This is a genomic window from Natronobacterium haloterrestre, from assembly GCF_900112205.1.
In the GTDB taxonomy this organism is placed as follows: domain Archaea; phylum Halobacteriota; class Halobacteria; order Halobacteriales; family Natrialbaceae; genus Natronobacterium; species Natronobacterium haloterrestre.
Map to the genome: position 1 here is coordinate 87,926 of NZ_FOKW01000003.1, position 18,370 is coordinate 106,295.

12 protein-coding genes and 1 pseudogene are annotated in these 18,370 nt (G+C 66.1%); 4 read left to right on the plus strand and 9 right to left on the minus strand.

The annotated features are described in order from the left end of the window. Complete coding sequence (locus BM113_RS07045; RefSeq protein WP_089786593.1) at positions 1-1,926, minus strand: twin-arginine translocation signal domain-containing protein; 1,926 nt, start codon at positions 1,924-1,926, stop codon at positions 1-3. 152 nt (positions 1,927-2,078) lie between these two features. Between BM113_RS07045 and BM113_RS07050 the strand changes: the two are divergent. Then, positions 2,079-2,464: pseudogene (locus tag BM113_RS07050) on the plus strand (GNAT family N-acetyltransferase); the annotation flags it as partial. Between the two features lie 127 nt (positions 2,465-2,591). After that, positions 2,592-2,849 (plus strand): hypothetical protein, encoded by a 258-nt coding sequence (locus BM113_RS07055; RefSeq protein ID WP_089786595.1) that lies wholly within the window; start codon positions 2,592-2,594, stop codon positions 2,847-2,849. Positions 2,850-2,866: 17 nt separating this feature from the next. On the opposite strand, the gene BM113_RS07060 is transcribed toward BM113_RS07055, so the two are convergent. Then, positions 2,867-4,522 carry an alkaline phosphatase family protein gene (locus BM113_RS07060; RefSeq protein WP_089786597.1) on the minus strand — a complete coding sequence of 552 codons (1,656 nt, stop codon included), beginning with the start codon at positions 4,520-4,522 and terminating at the stop codon, positions 2,867-2,869. A gap of 121 nt (positions 4,523-4,643) precedes the next feature. Beyond that, positions 4,644-5,711 carry a polysaccharide deacetylase family protein gene (locus BM113_RS07065; protein WP_089786599.1) on the minus strand — a complete coding sequence of 356 codons (1,068 nt, stop codon included), beginning with the start codon at positions 5,709-5,711 and terminating at the stop codon, positions 4,644-4,646. A 561-nt stretch (positions 5,712-6,272) separates the two neighbouring features. Between BM113_RS07065 and BM113_RS07070 the strand changes: the two genes are divergently transcribed. Continuing rightward, on the plus strand, positions 6,273-7,505 hold the full coding sequence (locus BM113_RS07070) for a carboxylate--amine ligase (RefSeq protein WP_177209134.1): 1,233 nt from the start codon (positions 6,273-6,275) through the stop codon (positions 7,503-7,505). Positions 7,506-7,550: 45 nt separating this feature from the next. On the opposite strand, the gene BM113_RS07075 is transcribed toward BM113_RS07070, so the two are convergent. Next, positions 7,551-7,823, minus strand: a complete 273-nt coding sequence (locus tag BM113_RS07075; protein ID WP_089786602.1) for a hypothetical protein — start codon at positions 7,821-7,823, stop codon at positions 7,551-7,553. 110 nt (positions 7,824-7,933) lie between these two features. Between BM113_RS07075 and BM113_RS07080 the strand changes: the two genes are divergently transcribed. Continuing rightward, entirely contained in the window at positions 7,934-9,169 is a 1,236-nt protein-coding gene (locus tag BM113_RS07080) for a sulfatase (protein WP_089786604.1), read from the plus strand. Positions 9,170-9,330: 161 nt separating this feature from the next. On the opposite strand, the gene BM113_RS07085 is transcribed toward BM113_RS07080, so the two are convergent. From BM113_RS07085 to BM113_RS07105, 5 genes are all read right to left on the minus strand, one after another. Continuing rightward, on the minus strand, positions 9,331-10,929 hold the full coding sequence (locus tag BM113_RS07085) for a hypothetical protein (RefSeq protein ID WP_089786605.1): 1,599 nt from the start codon (positions 10,927-10,929) through the stop codon (positions 9,331-9,333). Positions 10,930-11,346: 417 nt separating this feature from the next. After that, positions 11,347-12,906: a flippase gene (locus tag BM113_RS07090; RefSeq protein WP_089786607.1), complete on the minus strand. Its 1,560-nt coding sequence runs from the start codon at positions 12,904-12,906 to the stop codon at positions 11,347-11,349. After that, positions 12,906-14,603 carry an alkaline phosphatase family protein gene (locus tag BM113_RS07095; RefSeq protein WP_177209124.1) on the minus strand — a complete coding sequence of 566 codons (1,698 nt, stop codon included), beginning with the start codon at positions 14,601-14,603 and terminating at the stop codon, positions 12,906-12,908. The genes BM113_RS07090 and BM113_RS07095 overlap by 1 nt, the downstream gene beginning before the upstream one ends. A gap of 214 nt (positions 14,604-14,817) precedes the next feature. After that, positions 14,818-16,689 (minus strand): hypothetical protein, encoded by a 1,872-nt coding sequence (locus tag BM113_RS07100; RefSeq protein ID WP_089786610.1) that lies wholly within the window; start codon positions 16,687-16,689, stop codon positions 14,818-14,820. A 339-nt stretch (positions 16,690-17,028) separates the two neighbouring features. Further along, positions 17,029-18,078, minus strand: a complete 1,050-nt coding sequence (locus BM113_RS07105) for a DUF1616 domain-containing protein (protein ID WP_089786612.1) — start codon at positions 18,076-18,078, stop codon at positions 17,029-17,031. Between the last annotated feature and the right edge of the window lie 292 nt (positions 18,079-18,370).

Genomic DNA, 18,370 nt, shown 5'->3' on the forward strand with positions numbered 1-18,370 from the left:
TCAGTACCCGGACAGCGTTAGCCGCGCAGTCGTGACGAAGTTCGTCACTCCTGCCGGGTACGGCAGCTGGTTCGTCGACCCGAGCATGAGTAGCCAGACGATGAGCCGCTCCCCCTGGATCGGCTGTTCGTCGACGTACTGTGCCGGATGATACAGTTCGGAGAGCGCGTCCTCGTCGTACAGGCGATGTGCCGGATACTCGCCCGGTCCGATCTCGTCACTGTCTCGACGAACGACGACGAGTTCGAGCGTTTCGTCGAGCGGAACGTCGACCGTCTCAGTCCCGTCGGGGTTACTGAATCTGACGATCGTCCCCGGTTCGCCCTCGAGGTAAAACTCCGATTCGGGCGTCGTCCACTCGTCGCCGTCGAACAGTTCCACCGCCGTGCCGTCTTCCGTCCCGGGAGTGATGTCGATGGCCTGAGCGGAGATGTAGTGGGGAACGACCGGCTCCTCGTAGGTGCCGTTCTCGCCGTAGCTGTCGGCGTTTTGCTCGAGCTTCTGCATGAAGTGAGTCATAAATCCTGGGCCGGCCCGACGGAAGACCGGCGTCAGTACGCCGTCCTCGTAGAATTCGTAGGCGATGTCGTAATTGTAGGGGCCAAACCGGACGCCGGAGTGAAAGTCGATGCTCTCCCGTCCGATCGCACTGGAGTGATAGTGGCTCTTCAACTGGAACCCGTTCGGGACGCCCTCGCGGGCCGGGAAGTCGAGTTTGCCGAGGAGTCCCGGGCCGCCGGTGACCGAGCTGTGGACGTCCCAGAAGAGGAGGTCGCCGCTGAAGACGGTATCGTCGTCGGGGAAGTACCACTCGCGAGTGTTCCGGCCCTCCCGTGGCGGCAAGTAGTAGCCCGTGTAGGTAATCGGGGAGTCCATCGCCTCGAAAACCGGGCTATCGTTGTAAGCGGCGGAAACGGTCGCGCCGTGAACTGCGGATTGCTCCCACTCGATGGTCCACCCGTCCTGCTCGAAGGACTCCGCCGGCGGCTCGATCCGGTGGTAGCCATCGTTGGCGGTATAGTAGGGTCGTTGTTCCGTCGGGACATCCGGAACGGTCGCCAGCACCGATTCCGAGCGTGGCTCGATCGTCTCGGCCAGCCGGTAGAGGGGATACTCTACCGCGTGATCGACAACGGCGACGTCGACGAGCTCCGGATTTCCCGGCTCCGAACCGTCGATGAGCGCGCTGATAACCCGGAGATCACCGTCGTCTTTCACGTGCATGACTGCAGTCGCACCCTCCCCGTGGCGGAGATCCGCCTGGCCGATTCCAGCGTACCCTCCCGCTGCACCCTTCCACGACGGATACCACTCCCGGTCGGTCATATCCCCGAAGGCGTCCTGGACCGTCTCGGTTCGATGAATCATCTGCCCGATCTCCATCTGGGCGGGGTTCTGGGTCACCGTCCACGTCACGTCCTCGGGCTCGGTGATCTCGAGGGCGACGAGCTCGTCGCGATAGCGATCGACGAGTCCGTAGACGGTTCGGCGATTCTCCGCCGTCACCTCGAATTCGGCTTCGTCGCCGTCGGGGAACCCCTGCTCGTCGATACGCAGCGAGGTCGGCCCCTGAATACTGATCGTTTCCAGGTGATTCGTGAGAACCTCGTAGGCCTCGAAGCTGCCGATCCAGTCGGTAACGAGGTCGTTGACCTCCGGATCGGCGAGCAGCGTCTCGATGGCCCGTCGCTTTCGAGAGGCGTGTATACGCTCGTAGTTGCCGTTCTCGAACTGCCGAGCAGAGGCGAAACCGGCGGTCTCCAGGCGGAGTGCGGGGATCGAGGCTGCCCCGTCAGCGTCGGACTGGGGCCCATCTGCCGGCGCTTCACTCGGGTCGGAATCGCTACAGCCCGCAAGCGCCGCGACACCGCCGCCGACCGCAGCTAATTTCAGGCACCTTCGCCTCGAAAACTCCCTGTTGACCATTATGCCGGCGGTACATCACTATGGCATAGGAAGCTTGTGCCGCGTTTCAAATTCCGGTACTGTCGCGACCAGTTTCCTGACCGGGTCACCGTACAAACCCAACAGCCTCCCCCTATACCAACAACTGAAGCGATTTGTACACCGATTGGACATTCCTCCGAGACCTGCTGGCGACGTCCGACGACGACCGGTGGCGCACCTGCGTCCCCGGGACGCCCGATGGGGAGTACAAGAGCGGCATCCTCGCGCTGTTCTCGAACGACCGGGGCTACTACTGGCAGGGCGGGGTGACCGCGTCCTCCGACCATGTCAGCGTCAACAACCTCCTCCATCGGCGAATCCTCGAGGACGTCGTCACCGGTCCGGACCTCGAGTCGGTCGAGGGGTAGGACCTCGTCGGCGCGAACACGGAACGGCTCTGTGAGTACAAAGGGAGTCCAACGGCGAGTTGCGGCCCTACTACGTGGTCGAGTCCTCGGGCCTGGAGATGCAACTGGCGAAGTCGGCCTACCAGCGCGTGAGCGGGTCGCTGAAGTAGCGCGACCACGACGGATCCCTCTCGATAGCGGCAAACGGGCTACGCTACGGCTTTCTTTCGTTCGGTGGACTGTCTGACCGGCTCCCGCAAAGTCAGCGTTTAGCTCGGCGACCTCCAACGGCCACACATGCACTGGCAAAGACGTCGCGACCTGGAGGGCGGGAAGGAAATGGGCGTCTGGCTGCTCGTCGACGACGGGAGCGTCGAGGAGGAACTCTACGTCGAGTCCCACGAGTACCGGGGCGGAGATTTCGACGTCTACGTCGCCACGCCGGATGGAGAGTGGGATCACGAGGGGACCTTCGAGACGGCCGACGAAGCGTTCGATGCCGCCAGGGGATACATCACCGATAGCGAGTTCCCCGTCGAGGGCGCGGGAGAATAGCCAGCCTCCCCGCCCCGTCACTCCATGTAGCCCAGTCCCTTCAGGCGATCCTCGACGTCGCCGAAGTCCTCGTCCTCGCCCCCACCCGCGTCCCCGCCCGCACCGGCGGCGGCCCGGGCCTCCACGCTCCGGACCGTCGGATCCGCGTCGGCCTCGAGTAGTTCCGTCCGGACGTCGCCGTCGATCCCGTCGGGGATCGGCTCGCCGATGCTGTGCAGCAGCGTCGGCGCCACGTCCGCAACCGAGAGGTCGGCGGGGTCGCCCGCCTCGCTCGAGCCGTCGATCGTCGGCCCGCGGGCGAAGAAGACGCCCTCGCTGCGGTGGCTCGCGGCCTTCTTCCCGGCGGGTTCGAAGACGTCGTCGGCGAGCCGGGTCTTCTCCTCGTACCCGGCCTCGCCGACGACGACCAGGTCCGGCGAGGCCTCGTCGTCGGGGAAGGCCTCGTCCCCGTCGGAGACCGACAGGACGCGGTCCCCGGTTTCGGGGTCGGTGACGTCCTCGAAGGCGTCTCGAAGTTCGCGCTTGACCGAGTCCACGTTAGCCGGCGCGACGGTCCCTGACTCGAATCGCTCGGTGTCGTTGACGTAGACGTAGCTCGGACCGTGGGCGAACGCGATCGTGTCGTCGAAGTCGACGTCGTACAGCCCGTGGTCGCCGGGTACCTGCTCTGCAATACCGTCGACCAATCCCTTGGGAAGCGACTGGATGAACCGTTTTTCGTCGATCCCGACCCGTTTCAGCGCGCCGAGGACGTTCGACTTCGTCACGCCGAGGCTGGCCAGCGAATCGCCGGCCGCGCTGCGGTCCTTCCGCGAGAGGAACCCCTCCCGCTCGAGGACCGCGTTCAGGTTGACGAACGTCGAGATCGGGCCGAAGCCGTGGTCGGAGACGACGAAGAGGTTGGCATCGCGTTCGTCGACGTACTCGAGGACGTCTCCGAGGATGTCGTCGAGCACCCCGTAGTGCTCGAGGATGACGTCCTCGTCCCAGATGAGATGCTGGAGGCGGTCGGGCGCGGTGAACACGAAGAAGAAGAGTTGCCAGTCGTCGACGTCCATGAGTCGGTCCATGAGGGCGCGACGCGCCGCGACCAGGGAGTTCAGATCGTTGCGGAACCGGGCCTCCTCGTCGGCGTAGTCGTACCAGTTCAGCCCGATTTCGTAGTCCGGAATCCCCTCGGTGATCTCGTCCGCGAGGCCGTCGGGATGGGCGAACCGCTCGTTGATCGCGGGCGACATCATCCCCGCGACCATCTTCCCGTCGATCTCGCTTGCGGGGTAAGTCATCGGGACGTTGCCGACGACGGCCGGCGAGAGCAGGTCCCACAGCGCCGGTTGCTCTCGGTCGGCACTCGTGTTCATCTGCTGGGTGTAGTCGCCCTCGACGCGCTGGAAGCCGTAGATGCCGTGGTTGTCCGGCCGTGACCCGGTCGCGATCGTCGGCCAGGCGGCGGGCGTCGTCGGCGGCGTCGTGCTCTCGAGGGGCGCGGCGACGCCCTCGTCTCGGAGGCGACGGAACGAGGGGAGTTCGCCGGCGTCGATCCAGTCCCGCAAGAGGTTCCAGGGGACGCCGTCGATGCCGAGGACGAAGGCGCGGTCCGTATCGCTGGCTCGAGTTCGCGCTCCAGTTCCGTTTCCAGTTCCAGTTCCAGTTCCAGTTCCAGTTCGAGTCATAGAGGCGGGTTCGTTCGTCACCCCACCGGGAGCACTGATTGTTATGGCCGGGGTTACCGCTCACAGCAAGGGAGTAACGGGACGAACCCACCAGCTACTCGCCCCTCCGAGATCGGACTGATTACCGGTTCCGTAGCTCCGCGGCAACAGGCGCGTCGGCGTCGCTCTGCTCGCGATCGGAGCGAACCAGCGGCGCTTCGGGTCCCGGCTCCGGCTCGAACCCGCGTTCTCCGGGGTCCCGTTCGGTCGTCGGTTCCGCCGGCGCGTCCAGCGTCGTCCTCGCGACCTCGGCCATCGTCTCGACACGCAGGTCGGTCTCCCGGCGGCGCTCGTCGAGGTACTCGAGGATTCGCCGGAGACGCCGGACGGTACGGGGCGTCGTGAGGTCGTTCGGGTGGAGCCAGAGGTGACAGATCTCGCCGCCGTTTGCCGCGGCTGCCGCGTCGATCCCGCGTTTCGCTTTCCGGACGACGGGGTCCCCGGCGAACGGCTCGACGAGCGATCGGGCCATCCCCTCGAAGGAGAATAGACACAGCGAGCCGGGAACGTCGACGAGCCCGTGCTCGTCGACCGTCGGCTCGACCAGCGGGGGCGGCGTCCGGCCGACGGAGTAGCTGGCGAACTTGCCGACGGGGTACAGCCACGGCCGATCGTACCACCGCGAGGGACCCCGCCCGCGGTAGCAGGTGAAGTCGTGCTCCGCGAGGACGTCACGGTGTCCGACGACGTTGCGCGGGAACACGAACGACTCGAGGTCGATCCCTCGATCCCGGGCGACCTCGCGACAGGCCTGGAGCTCGGCCGCGGCGACCGCCCGATCCGTCGTCTCGCCGTCGAACAGGACGTGCGAGAAGGAGTGACAGCCGATCTCGTGGTCGACGTCGGCGTCCTCGATGCGGTCGATCAGGTCGGGCCCGAACCAGCGGTCGCAGTCCGCGGCGGTTCCGCCGGGATCCGGGGCGAACCAGCCGTCGTCGGCCGCCGGGTGGGACGAGTGGGAACCATCACAGTCCTCCAGGAAGAGGTGGCCGACCACGGCCCAGGTGGCCGGCACCTCGTAGGCGTCCAGCCACTCGACCAGCCGCCGCCACCCGAGCCGGGCGCGGTCGATCCGTCGCTGGGGTGGGTCCTCGAGGTCGTGGAACCCCCACGCGAGTTCGGCGTCGATGGAGAGGACGACACGCCCCATACTACGGTTCCCCCCGGCCGGGATCGGCCGGACGTGTGACCGTCCCGGCTCCGGTGCCGGTTTCACGACGACTGCTCGGTTCGGCTCGGTTCTCGGCGACGGCGGAGAAGAACTCCAGTCGCCGTCGGCCGCCCATCGTCGCCGCCGTCGTTCGATCGATGCCCGTCATAGTAGTTCGGTCTTCGGTACGGCGCTCGGATCGGTACCTCCTGTTACAGAGGTTGAATTATTAAGTATGAATACAGTTATTCGGGCCGTTTCGTCTAGGCGGTTCCTACCGCGGACTCCGAAAACGCTCGTCCCAGCCCGATTTGTGGTCCGGACCGAGCGGCAGTCGGCGACGATGGGTTACTCCGTTGTTAACTAACGTTCAGAATCCGATATGACCTGTCATGATCGACGACGACGCGGGATCGCGCCGGCCTCGAGCGGATGGTTCGTCTCGGACGGGACCGCGAGTCGCCGGGGCGGCCTCCATTCGGACGCAACACGGCACCGGAGCCGAAGGTGGTCTCGATGGCTAAAGCCGACGAGGGAACGATCGATGCGGACGGTGAACCGATGGCCGTAGCGGACGACTGGGCCGACTCCTCGGTCGCGGTACCCGCGATCACGGCCCCGAGCACCCTCGCGTGTTTCCGATCGCTCGGAGGGCGGGACGGCACCGACGTGCGAACGATCGCGCTGGCCGAACGCGACGGGATTCCTGCGACCCGCTCGAGGTACTGCGACGAGACGGTCCCGGTGCCGTCCCCCCACGAGAACCTGATCGCGTACAAGGACGCGCTGCTGTCGGTCGCGATGCGGCCCGACGTGCGGACGATCATTCCGGTGAGGGACGTCGATGTCTACGTGCTGGCGAAGTACAAAGACGAGTTCGACGGCTACGTGAGCACACCCTGGCCCGACCTCGAGACGCTCGCGGCCGTCCAGGACCGGGTGCAGTTGTTCGACGCCGCGGAGGCCGCCGGTGTCTCCGTCCCCGACACCGCGTTGCTGGACTCGACCGACAACGACTGGGACTGGGACTGGGACTGGGACCGCGAGTGGATCGTCAAGGCACGGTACTCGATCCTCGTCGACGAGTACGTCGACCGCTGTACGCCGGCGGAGTACCTCGATCCGCCCAAAACCGAGTACCTCCCGCCGGGCGAGGAACCCGACGTCGACCGGCTCCGCCGGGAGATGAACCACGTCCCCCTGCTCCAGGAGTACGTTCCCACGACCGAGGAGTACGGGTTCTTCGCGCTGTACGACCACGGGGAACCGGTGGCGACCTTCCAGCACCGACAGCTCCGGGGCTACAGTTACGCCGGCGGCGCGAGTTCGTTCCGAGAGTCGGTCCGGATCCCGGCCCTCGAGGAGGCCGGTCGGGACCTGCTCGACCACCTCGAGTGGCACGGGCTGGCGATGGTCGAGTTCCTGCGAGACGACGAGACCGGCGAGTTCAAACTCATGGAGATCAACCCCCGATTCTGGTCGTCGCTGCCGTTCTCCGTCCAGGCGGGCGCGGATTTCCCCTACTACTACTGGCAGCTCGCGAACGGGAAACGAGCGGAGATCGACCACGAGTACGAGGCGGGGCTGGCCGGCCACCTGCTGCGTGGCGAACTCCTGTATCTACGGTCGATCCTCGTCGATGACGTCGAACTGGCCGAGAAACCGTCCTTCTGGTCGGCGGTCGGCGAGATCGCACACTCGATCGTCGAACATCCCCGATTCGACTGTGCGAGCATCACGGACATGCGGCCGTTCGTCCGCGACATGCTCGACGCCTACGACGCGTACAAGTAGCCGGTCGTTCCGTTTTCCGTGCTCTCGGTGTGAGCGTCGACGACCTTAATCCAGATATCCGAGCGACTTCAGCCGCGCTTCGATGTCGGCTTTCTCGACGGTGTCACCCACTTCCGCGTCCGTGTCCCTGCCGTCGCCCTCGCTCGGTTCGTCCAGGCGAGCGAGCACCTCCTCGAGTGCGTACGCGGCGTACTCGTCGACGGTGTCGAACTCGCTGTGGTCCAGTCGTGCTTCGATGCACTCGGTGACGGTCGTCGGAAGTTCGACCGTCGTCGACGTGACCGGTGACGACGTGCGGCCGAGGTCGTTTCCACTCATCGTGTTTTCCTCTGAGAGTGTCGATCGAATTGTTATGTGTTCGCTTCCCGTGGTCGGCGATCCGACAGCCCTCGGATAACTAAGTACGCTGTGACGAATTTCACGGTTCGATGAGCGACAGCGAGGACGTGGTACTGATAACCGTCGACAGTCTCCGCGCCGACCACTGCGGCTTCATGGGGTACGAGGAGGACGTGACGCCGACGCTCGACCACCTCGCCGAAGAGGGACTCGTGTTCGAGAACGCGATCGCCCCCGCCCCGGAGACGAACAGTTCCGTGACGACCATGTTTACCGGCCACTACCCGAACCCGGACCGGGAGTGGGACGCAGACGAGGTCATGCCGGACATCCAGCAGCACATGCAGACGCGACGGACGCTCCCGGAGCGGTTCCGCGAACTGGGCTACGAGACGGCCGGCTTCACGGCGAACCCCTGGACCTCCCGGTACTTCGACTTCGATCGGAACTTCGATCACTTCGTCGACACGATGGACGAGAACGCGACGAGCGATCTGATGGACGATCGCCGGGGCGGTGGCGTCGCGAACCTCGTCGTCGCGCCGATCCTCAACTGGTGGCAGGGCCAGGACATGTTCATGTCGTGGGAACGGCTCTACGAGGGGATCCTCGAGTGGGTCGGAGAGGTCGAATCCCCGTACTTCCTGTGGATATTTCTCGTCGACGTCCACATGCCCTACCTCCCGCCGGACGAGTACCGGACTCACTCCCGGCTGCTGACGTATCCGGCGAACGGGTCGCTGTTCCTCGAGAACCTCGATCTGCCGCTCCAGTCGCCGTTTCACGACGTCCTCGTTCGCACCTACGACGATTCGATCCGGTACACGGACGCGTTCCTCGAGCGGTTCGTCGACGACATCGACGGCGACCCCCTGATCGCGATCGTCGGCGATCACGGCGAGGAATTCGGCGAGAACGGCGTCTACGGGCACGGCTCGAAGGTCTCGGAGACCGCCCTGCACGTCCCGTTCGTCGTCGCGAACGGGCCGTCGGAGACGGTCGAACGCCCCGTCTCCCTGCGGCGGATGCCGGAGTTACTGACGGCGCTGGCGACCGACGGCTCCTACGATCACGTCCTCGAGCCGACCGTTCGCGCCCGGAACTACGACCCCGCAGTCGCCGTGCGCGGCACCCGCTGGCGATACGAGTGGCGGGAGTCGAAAGAAAAGGTCGAAGTCAGACGCGACGGTTCCTGGGAGGAACGGTCGATACCGGAACTCGAGCGGATCGGACGGGATCTCGTCGACGCACACCTCGAGCGGGAGCGCGAGAGAAAGCGTATTCACGAGGCTGCGACGGACGTCAGCCGTATCGAAGCGCTGTAGCTACGTCGGTTAGTTCGCGCCCGGGCACCCGGCCCACAGGAATCGCCGGTTCGGGACTGGGCTCGAGACGGCCGCTTTCGCACCGGTAGACGAGCGGGGTGAACGAGACGAACGCGGGGCCGTGAGGTCAGTTTAGTTCGGATCGTTCGATACGGGACGAATCACTCGTCTCGAGCGTCGTACTCGAGGTGAACCTGCGCGTCACCGAGCAGGCGGAAGTCCGTGATGTCACCTTCGAACCAGTACGCGTCGAGCCAGTTGCCGACGGCACCGCGGACCGTTCCGTCCTCGATCTCGTCCTCGTCGTCGATCGAGGCACCCATGCGTTCGGCCTTCTCGACCGATCCGTCGACGGTGAACGAGTACGTGCTCGGTTCGGACGCTTCGCGGCCGTCGATCACGAGCGCGTGGGGGAGCCCTTCGCCGTCGTCGCCATCGCCCTCGTTCCCGTCCTCGTCGTCCGTTCTGTCCGAGTCGTCCGTTCCGTCCGAGTCGTCGGACTCGTCGGTTTCATCGTCCCACGAGCCGACGCCTTCTAGCTTGCTCAGGTCGAACTCGTGTCCGTTGACGACGGCGGTAACGGTCGCGTCCGATTCGACGGCGGTGATCGCCCCGTCGACGTGGAAATCGTCGACGTAGCCGCCGAGATAGCCCGCGATCTCGAACTCGTCGCCGTCGGACGTTACACCGTCACGGTACGGATCGTCGGGATTCGTGTTCGCGTACTCGCCCGTGCCGGCGCTCCCGAGACCGGAAATGCGGTACTGGACGGCCTGACTTCCCGAACCGGCCTCGAGCTCGAGGTGGTTTGCGGCATCGTCGCGCCAGACGTCGTCGATGGACCGGTCCTCGTCCTCGGGCTCTTCGGGCGGCGATGGATCGGGGGCAGAGCCCGATCCCGAGGCGGCGTCCTCCGCGCTGAGCGGAACACCCGCGACGTCCGATGGCTCGAAGCGCTGTGGCGAGCCGACGGATTCGCCGTGGATCGCGTTGAGCGACGACTTGCGCACGCGGGCATCGTCGAACCGGCAGTTCTCGACGGTCACTTCCGCGCCCGTCTCCCAGCCCGCGCCGGCCTGAATGTCGCGTCCGGCCCGCGCACCGGAGAGATCGCAGTCGATCAGCGTCGGGTTGTTGTAGAAGCCCCAGAAGCCGCGGTCGCCGCCGACGGCGACGCAGTTTTTCAGGGTAGAGCCGTCGGTGCCGAGCCGGAAGTTCGAGGCCTGACAGTCGGCGGCAAAGGAGTTGCTGATGTGGACGTCACCGTTACCGCCGGGGATCGAGTGGTGATCCGGGTTCCCCGGCGCGCTGGCGTAGATCGCGTTGTCGGGACAGTTCTGAATGTTGACCCGATCGATGTGGAGCGTGCCGCGGTGGCGCGGAGAGACGAAGATACCGGTGATCCCGGGGTACGTGTTGTCTTTCTCGTTGCCCATGAAATAGAAGTTCTCGATGTGGCCCTCGGCGTCGGGGCTGTTGACTCGGCAGGCGATCACCTGGTTCTTCTCGAAACTGTCCCAGTTCCCGCGGAGGCCGACGTTTCGGATCGTCCAGTCGTCGGCCATCGCGTTGATGTTGAACGACGCGTTGTCGGCCGTGATGTCGATCAGGACGTTCTCGAACGTTTCACCGTCGCTCAGGGTTTTCGTTCGCGTCTCACCTGGCCCGAGTTCGATCACGTCGTACTCCTCGTCGCCGCCAGCTGCGGCCGCGTTGCCAGCAGCGATCGACGCTGCCGCAACGCCTCCGGCCACCTTCATGTACGATCGACGACCGAGTAATGAGCTATTACTGCCTTTTTCTCCCTCTTTGGGTGCTCTATCGGACGATTTGCTGTCATCCAGTTCCGCAAAGTCGCGTGCCATGCGTCCGGGTAACCGAATCATAACGATATAAGTTTTATCTTCCAGTAGGTCACATTCGATTAAGTATTCATCAATTCATGAGGATACATTCATGGAATAATGAATGAAGTGCCATATTGTTAAATAATTCATGGGGCGTCTGTTCCGGGACCGGGAGAGGCCACGAGTCGCGACCGGATACAAACCGCTTCAGTAGCGCACTAGGAGGAGTCAACCAGCCCGTTCGGTGACAGGACCCACGTCGGTTTCGCCGAGAGCAAGGACTATGGGCGGAACGGGCCCGAATAATACCGGATTACTCCCCGGAACGAGCTAGTTCGGGGAGCTCGCGTCGGAGATCGCCTCGTCGCTTTCCCCGTCGGGGAGCCATCGTCGGACGAACGGAAGCGAGACGCCGACCGTGTCCTCGAGGACGTCGACGACGACCGCGTCGTTGGCCTCGAGGCCGCCGGCGACGGCGACGACGCACAACGACGTGAGGCCGGCGACGACCAGGAACGGACCGATCGTCAGCACGGAGATCGAGATCGCCGGTGCCAGCACGTACGCGACCGGGAGCAAGACCGCGGGAAGCGAGAGATACGTCCGGTTCGCGGCGGGTGAGAACGGCGTAATCCCGTACTGGACCGCAAGGACCGTACAGATCACGAGGTGCAGCGAGATCAGCGAGGTGACCGAGGCGAGCCCAGCTCCGAGGAATCCGTAGCGCGGGATGACGATCAGGTTGATCACGACGTTGAGCGCCAGTGCGGCGACGTTGCCGACGGCGATCCAGGAGGTCGCGCCGAGTGCAGATAGCGTCTCCCGGTCGCGTCCGGCAGCGGCGCTGAAGAAGAAGCCGGCCGCGAGAACGGGCAGCACGGTCGCCGCGTCGGCGTATTCGGGCCCGAAGAACAGCCCGATGACGTCCTCCGGAAACACGACGAACAGCATGAACGCCGGGAACGTGACGACGTAGACCCATTTCGTCGTCGTCGCGTAGATGTCGTCGACGGCCTCGCGGTCGCCTTCCGCGTCGAGTCGCGAGGCGATCGGGAGATAGAGGAACCCGAACGCCGAGAGGACGACGAGCAGTCCGCCCGCGATCGGGTAGGCCGCGTCGTACATGCCGACCTCGTAGGAACTGCGGAAGTAGCCGAGCATCAAGGTGTCCGTCCGCGTAAGGAGGATGCTCACGACGGTCGAGACCACGAGCGGCGCGGAGAACCGGACGAGTTCGGGCACGTGCGTCCTCACGTCCCCGACCAGCGGCATGAGCCGTCCGAGCAGGACGTGGGCGACGACCAGCGCGATGACGGACGCGAGGAGATAGGCGACGCCCGCGGCTGCGATTCCGAAGCCGGCCAGCAACAGTGCGGCGATCAGCCCGATCCGCAGGCCGGGGTCGAGCACGTCGCGGACGACGGTCCGGTAGACCGTGTTCTCGTGGCCGCGAATCCCCGCGACCGCGATCCGAAACCCCGCGACGAACGGGAGCGAGACCGCAAGCAGGCGGACGAACGTCACCGCCTCTCCGGTTTCGAACAGTCGATCCGCGATCGTCTCTGCGAAGAGGAACATCGCGGTCCCGAACGCGACCGACAGCGGAATCGCGACGAGCAGTCCGCTCACCCAGACGCCGCGCCTGTCGGACGTCGAGTCGTACCGCGGGATGAACCGGGAAACGCCCTGGGTACAGCCCGCCAGTGCGATCGTCACGGAGACGGTCAACAGCGCGAGTCCGACGCTGACCTCGCCGTAGGCATCCGGCGAGAGCAAGCGACCGATGACGATCCGTTCGGCCAACTTGGCGGCCGAGCCCATGATGCCACCGACCATCACGATAGCCGCACTCGAGAGCAACGCGGAGAGTTCGCGCGCCTGGTCGGCCATCAGAGGTACCCGAGGTCCTCGAGTCGTTCGGTCACTTCGCCGTCGTCGGCGGTCGGCTCGACGGTCGCCCGCCCGTAGGGAATGTCGCCGTAGTCACTTCGGCGGACGTCTGCCGAGAGGACGCCGGGCGGTACCGACCCCGTCATCCGCTCGGGGACCGGACGGTCGAGTAGCGCCATCGCGATCGGGGCGACGTCGGTGAGCGAGAACCGATCCGGTCCGGAAGCTGAGAAAGCGGGGCCGGCACCGATGAACACGCCGTCGCGCTTGTGGTTGTACGTGTCGACGCTCACGAACTGCCGCCCGTAGAGCGTACTCGAGACGAGGTGGTTCATGTCGGTCGGAAGGAAACAGACGTCCGGCGCCCGGTCGACGTAGGGGCCGTCGTAGAGGTCCTCGCGCCGGCAGACGTACTCGAAGACCGGCTCGCCGTTCGGCGTCTCGAGGGCGGAGAGTATCTCGATGATCTCCTCTCTGGTCGACTCGTAGGCCGACTGCGGGACGACGCCGTCTGGTTCCCGGCCGGCGACGTTGATCCGGACGCCCATCCGGGTGCCGTCGGCGCAGTACGCACGGGAGTTGCGCCAGTCGACGCTCTCGGTGGCGGCCGATTTGACGGCGTCGGGGGCCAGTCGGAGCAGGGTCGATTCGAGGCCGACGCGCTCGGCGGCGGCGTAGACGTCGGCCGGTTCGACGCCGACGCGTGAGGCGAGTCGTTGGCCGGCACGGACGGTACCCTCGAGGAGGGGCGAGGACCCGTTGTCGCCGTTCCGTGCCGGTTCGGCCCCATCGTCGACCGGCCCCGGACCCTGGCTCGGGCCCGGACCGCCGGAGCCGTTACCCTCGACCAGCGATGCCTTCTCCGTCCCGATGGTCGGTCGATCCGTCTCGTCGGTCGTCTCGACGAAGCCGTGATCCCGGAGGACTTCGTTGACGTGAACGTTGTAGCCGGTGACGGGACCGATCCCGTGGTCCGAACAGACGACGACGTTGACCGCGTCGTCGTCGACCGCCTCGAGCACGTCGCCGACCAGCCGATCCGCGGCCGCGTAGATCCGCCGGAACGCCTCGTCGCGCTCGAAGTTGTGGAAGACGGCGTCGGTCTTCTGGACCTGCAGGACCGCGAGCTCCCACTCCTCGCGCTCGACCAGTTCGACCGCCGCGCGTCGACGTCGTTCGATCAGGTCGAGGTAGCCCTCGAACTTCGCGTCTTTGTCGTCGCTGACCTCCGCTCGCGAGTAGATGGTGTACTCCTCGCCGATCGCCGCCGACAGCTCGTCGCGGATCCCCTCGGGGTGGCCCGGTTCGTCCTCGACGGCGAGATAGCCTGGTACGAGCGCTCCCTCGATCGGCTCGGCAGGATGGGTCACGGGGACGTTCATGACGACCGATCGACCGCCATCCCGGGAGTGAGAGAGGTACTCCCAGAGCGCGGGTTTGCGGACGTCGGTCCGTGAGACGAGTTGCGCCTCGTCGGGGTAGCCGTCGTAGGCGAAGAACCCGTAGACGCCGTGATGGCTCGGATCCGTGCCGGTGTACATCGAGGGCCAGGCGCTGCCCGTCCACGGCGGGTGAGTCGACTCGAGGCGCGCCTCGAGGCCCCGTTCCCGGAGCCGCTGGAGGTTGGGGGTGGCGTCGGCGAACCGATCCACGTAGCGGAAATCGAGCGCGTCGAGTCCGATGACGACCGTCTTCATCGTTCCCGCCCCCTCCACGAGGTTACAGAGACGATCGGAGCGTGACTCGAGGTCGGCTCGATACCGTCACCGTCGTGGTCGACACGTCGCTTTCGAGTCGGGTCGTGCGGCCGATTCATTACCCGAACGGACCGTCCTCGCGTGCTTTGTTATCGCGCGGTTTCGGGACGGTAGTAGCTCCAAAACCCGGCCGCCCCGCGGTGTGGCGAGCCGTTCAGGCAGGACTGTCGCCGCCGTCGATCCAGTAGAGGTGGAACTCGCCGTTCGACCGGAGTCGGTCGACCCCCGGCTGGGAGTCGACCGAGTCGAGTTCGCTCTCCGTGTGTCGGAGTTCCCGGTAGGCGACTGTCTCCCGCTCGTAGTCGGACTTGGTGAGGACGAGGTACCGGTCCTCGTCGTACCCCTCCGCGAGGTTCGAGCCGAGTCCGCCCTCGGGTGGCCCCTCGTGAAGCCGCATCCGGTCCTCGTTTCCGTTGATCGCGTCGTCGTATCGGTTCGGACCGTTCCGCAACCCGACGAACGACACGTCCTCGACGCTCTCGTCGAAGGCGTCCTCGTAGCCGCCCATCTCCGCCTCGCTGACGTGTGGCGAGGCGTTGTACGTGTACGGCGAGGGGAAGACGGCCGCAAGCGAGAGCACGAGCAACAGCGCGAACCCGACAGCGAACAGCGGCCGACCGCCCGGCAGCCGCACGCTCATCCTCGAGCGGGGCCCTCTCGAGTCGGTCGCCCACGCGTAGAGCCCGAACAGCGCGATCGAGCCCAGAACCGTGACGAAGACCATCATCAGTCCGAACACGCGGAAGTGCATCGTCGAGTCGGGAGCGACGAAGTAGATCAGGAACAGTGGTCCCAACCCGAGCAGGGCGACCGTGAAGTACGTCGTCTCCGGGCGAACCCGCCGAAGCAGCGACGACCGCGAGATCACGACCCCGGTCACCAGCGCGGCGGCCAGCAGCGTGAACACAAGCTGGGCGAGAAACAGCTTGACGAACACCTCGGTCAGGCTCCCGCCGATCGCCGATAGCGACGCGCCCTGTGTCGCGACGGTGTCGGCACCGCCGCGGCCCTCGAGGAGGAACTCGACGGCCGCTCCGAGGTAGTGCCCGGCCATCCCGCTGAAGAAGCCGTGGTTCGACGTCCAGACGAGAAAGAGCGCGATCAACAGGAACGTGTGCCCGTAGACGGTCGAATGGCCGGCGACGGGACCGTCGCTCGCGACGCGGCGGGCGAGGAACTGGACGAGGGCGATCCCCGCCAGGGCGACGATCAGGTGGGCCACCAGCTGTGGGTGGTAGACGACGGTCGCGACCGCGGCCAGTGCCAGGAGCGTGCCGGTCGCCGAGACCGTCGCAGTCGTCCGGTCGGCACGGACGTATCGGATCAATAGGTAGAAAAACAGCGCCGAGAACATGACCGCCTGCGACATCGCGTGGGCGGACATGTACATCGAGATGGTCGTCACCGGCAGGAGGAGGAAGCCGGCGAACGTCGCGATCGTGACCGCTCGCCGGTCCTCGACGATCGTGCCGACGCACAGCGGGACGAACGTACAGAACACGAGCACCGCGAGCAACACCACGTAGAGCATCGACCGTGCCAGCGGCGTCCCGAGGACGGAGCTGGTGAGCACGGTCACGGTGTGAATCCCGGGGTAGTAGAGGTCGAACGGAACGATCGTCCCTTCGCTGATGGCCCGGGCCCAGCCGAGGTGGGTCAGGGAGTCGTGACGGCCGAAGAACCGGTAGCCGCGGACGATCGGCAAGCCGGCGAAGAGGGCCATCGAGAGCCCGCCGAGCAGGAGGGCGACGGGTCGGGTCCTCGCTCTCGTTGCGGCTCGACCCCTCGAGTCGCCGTTCCGGTTCTCGCTACCGGCCGGCGGGACGAACGCGACGGTCAGGGCGATCGCCGTCGCCAGCAGGAGGCCGCCCCAGACCAGCGGCGGGGTCGAGGTGAAGATCGACAGTTCGTACCCCGTCGCCGGGGCCGAACGGGCCAGGAGGGCGCTGCCGGTGAGGGCCAGGAACCCGATCGCGAGGGCGAGTTTCCTGAACGGTTCCGCGTCGGCGGCTGTGGGGGGAGACATTCGGATTGCTCCGTCGTTGTCCCGTCGTAGCCCTTGTTATTCTCCGCATTCCGGGCGTGTGATGGAGGCTACCGTCCGAACCTCGATCGGGTGGGTAGGACCAGCGAGCGCCCGTGAACTGGACAGAAGACCGGTCCGCGGTCGCTGGTCTCCCGGTTGCCACGGACGGAGCACGGTTCACTCGAGCGGGACCGAACGATCGGACTCTCGCCGCTGGAAGACTGCGGCGAGAAACCGACGACGGGCGTTCGGAAGGAGTGGAGGAGGGGAAGAGGGGAAGAGGACACCCGCTTCCGAACAACGGTGACCTCGAGGGCCGCGAGCGACGATCGTCGCTCGTTACTCGGCCGCCGGCTCGTCCTCGATCTCGACCCAGAAGTGGGCGTGCCGGTAGGCGTCGTCGGTCGTCGGATCCTCGGGCGCGTCGCCGTCGAACAGCATGACGGCGATCCGGACCTCGCCCGATTCGGCTTCCGGCGTCACCTCGCGGTCGCCGAGGGCGGTCGCGCCGTCGGCCACGCTGTAGTCGACCCGGCGGAGGTCGTTGCGCTCGAGGACGGTGCCGTCCTCCGCGACCCACTGTTCCTGGACGACGACGGTGTACTCCATCGACTCGCCTTCCTGGTTCTCGACGGCGACCGTGACCGGGATCGACTCGCCGGGTTCGACGCTATCGGCGTGGTCGCCGACCACGTACTCGCCGGACTCGTCCTCGGTGAGCAGACGGAGATCGGTGTACCGCTCGCCGTCCTGCGGTGCTGCGAGTCCGTACCCGACGGACGTGAGCGCGAGGAGCACGCTGACGACCAGGACGAGGTTGATCGCGGTCGCAGCCAGCGATCGACTCCCGAAGATCGCTGCGCGGAGCCGCCGGAGCTTGCCACCGAGTCCGAGGCAGTACCGGTCCCGGGGGGCGACGCGAATCCGGCGGACGGCGGCGAACGCGGTCGTGACCAGGACGAATCCGGTGACGGTGCCGACGATCGTCGTCGTCTCGAACCGCCAGGAGAGGGCGGCGATTCCCAGGCCGAGCAGCGGCAGCACCGCGAAACTCAGCCCGAACGCGAGCGCGGGGCGTTCGACGTCGGTCGGGGACCCCGTCTGGCCGATTAGCGAGCCGTCGCCGCCGTCGGTGTCGGTCCCGGTGTCGACTCCAGCCCCTCGAGCACGGGGGAACAGGGCGGAGACGACGGCGTACCCCGGTGCGAGAAAGAGCAGCGGGGCTCCGACCGCGGCGCGGACGACCGGCGACGAGACGTCGACGACCGCCAGGAGCGTGGCCGCCGCGAGGGCGAATCCGGTCAGCCCGACCAGGTCGGTCGGAACCCCCGCGAACGGCCTGCGGCCGACGCCGAGCGGTCGTACCGTTCGAATCAGACGTTCCTTCATCCATCGACGCCTCGACCGGTCCGGGCATTGTTACTGGTGGCATAACCGACTGTCAGGGATCGACGACCGTTCGGCGCTCCGAACGATGGTCGGACACACCCCCGCGTTAGCGTTGCGGAACCGCGAAACTGCCGTCCCGTCGCCCGCCCACACACAGCGGAACGACCGCTACCCGGACGACGGCGGAAACCGGGCGCTTACAAAGTGCCTTGGTCTCGAGGTCCCCGCTATGAACCAGCATCGACGAGCGGGCGGTACGGAACTCAGATCGCACGCGGTCCAACGCGGGCGC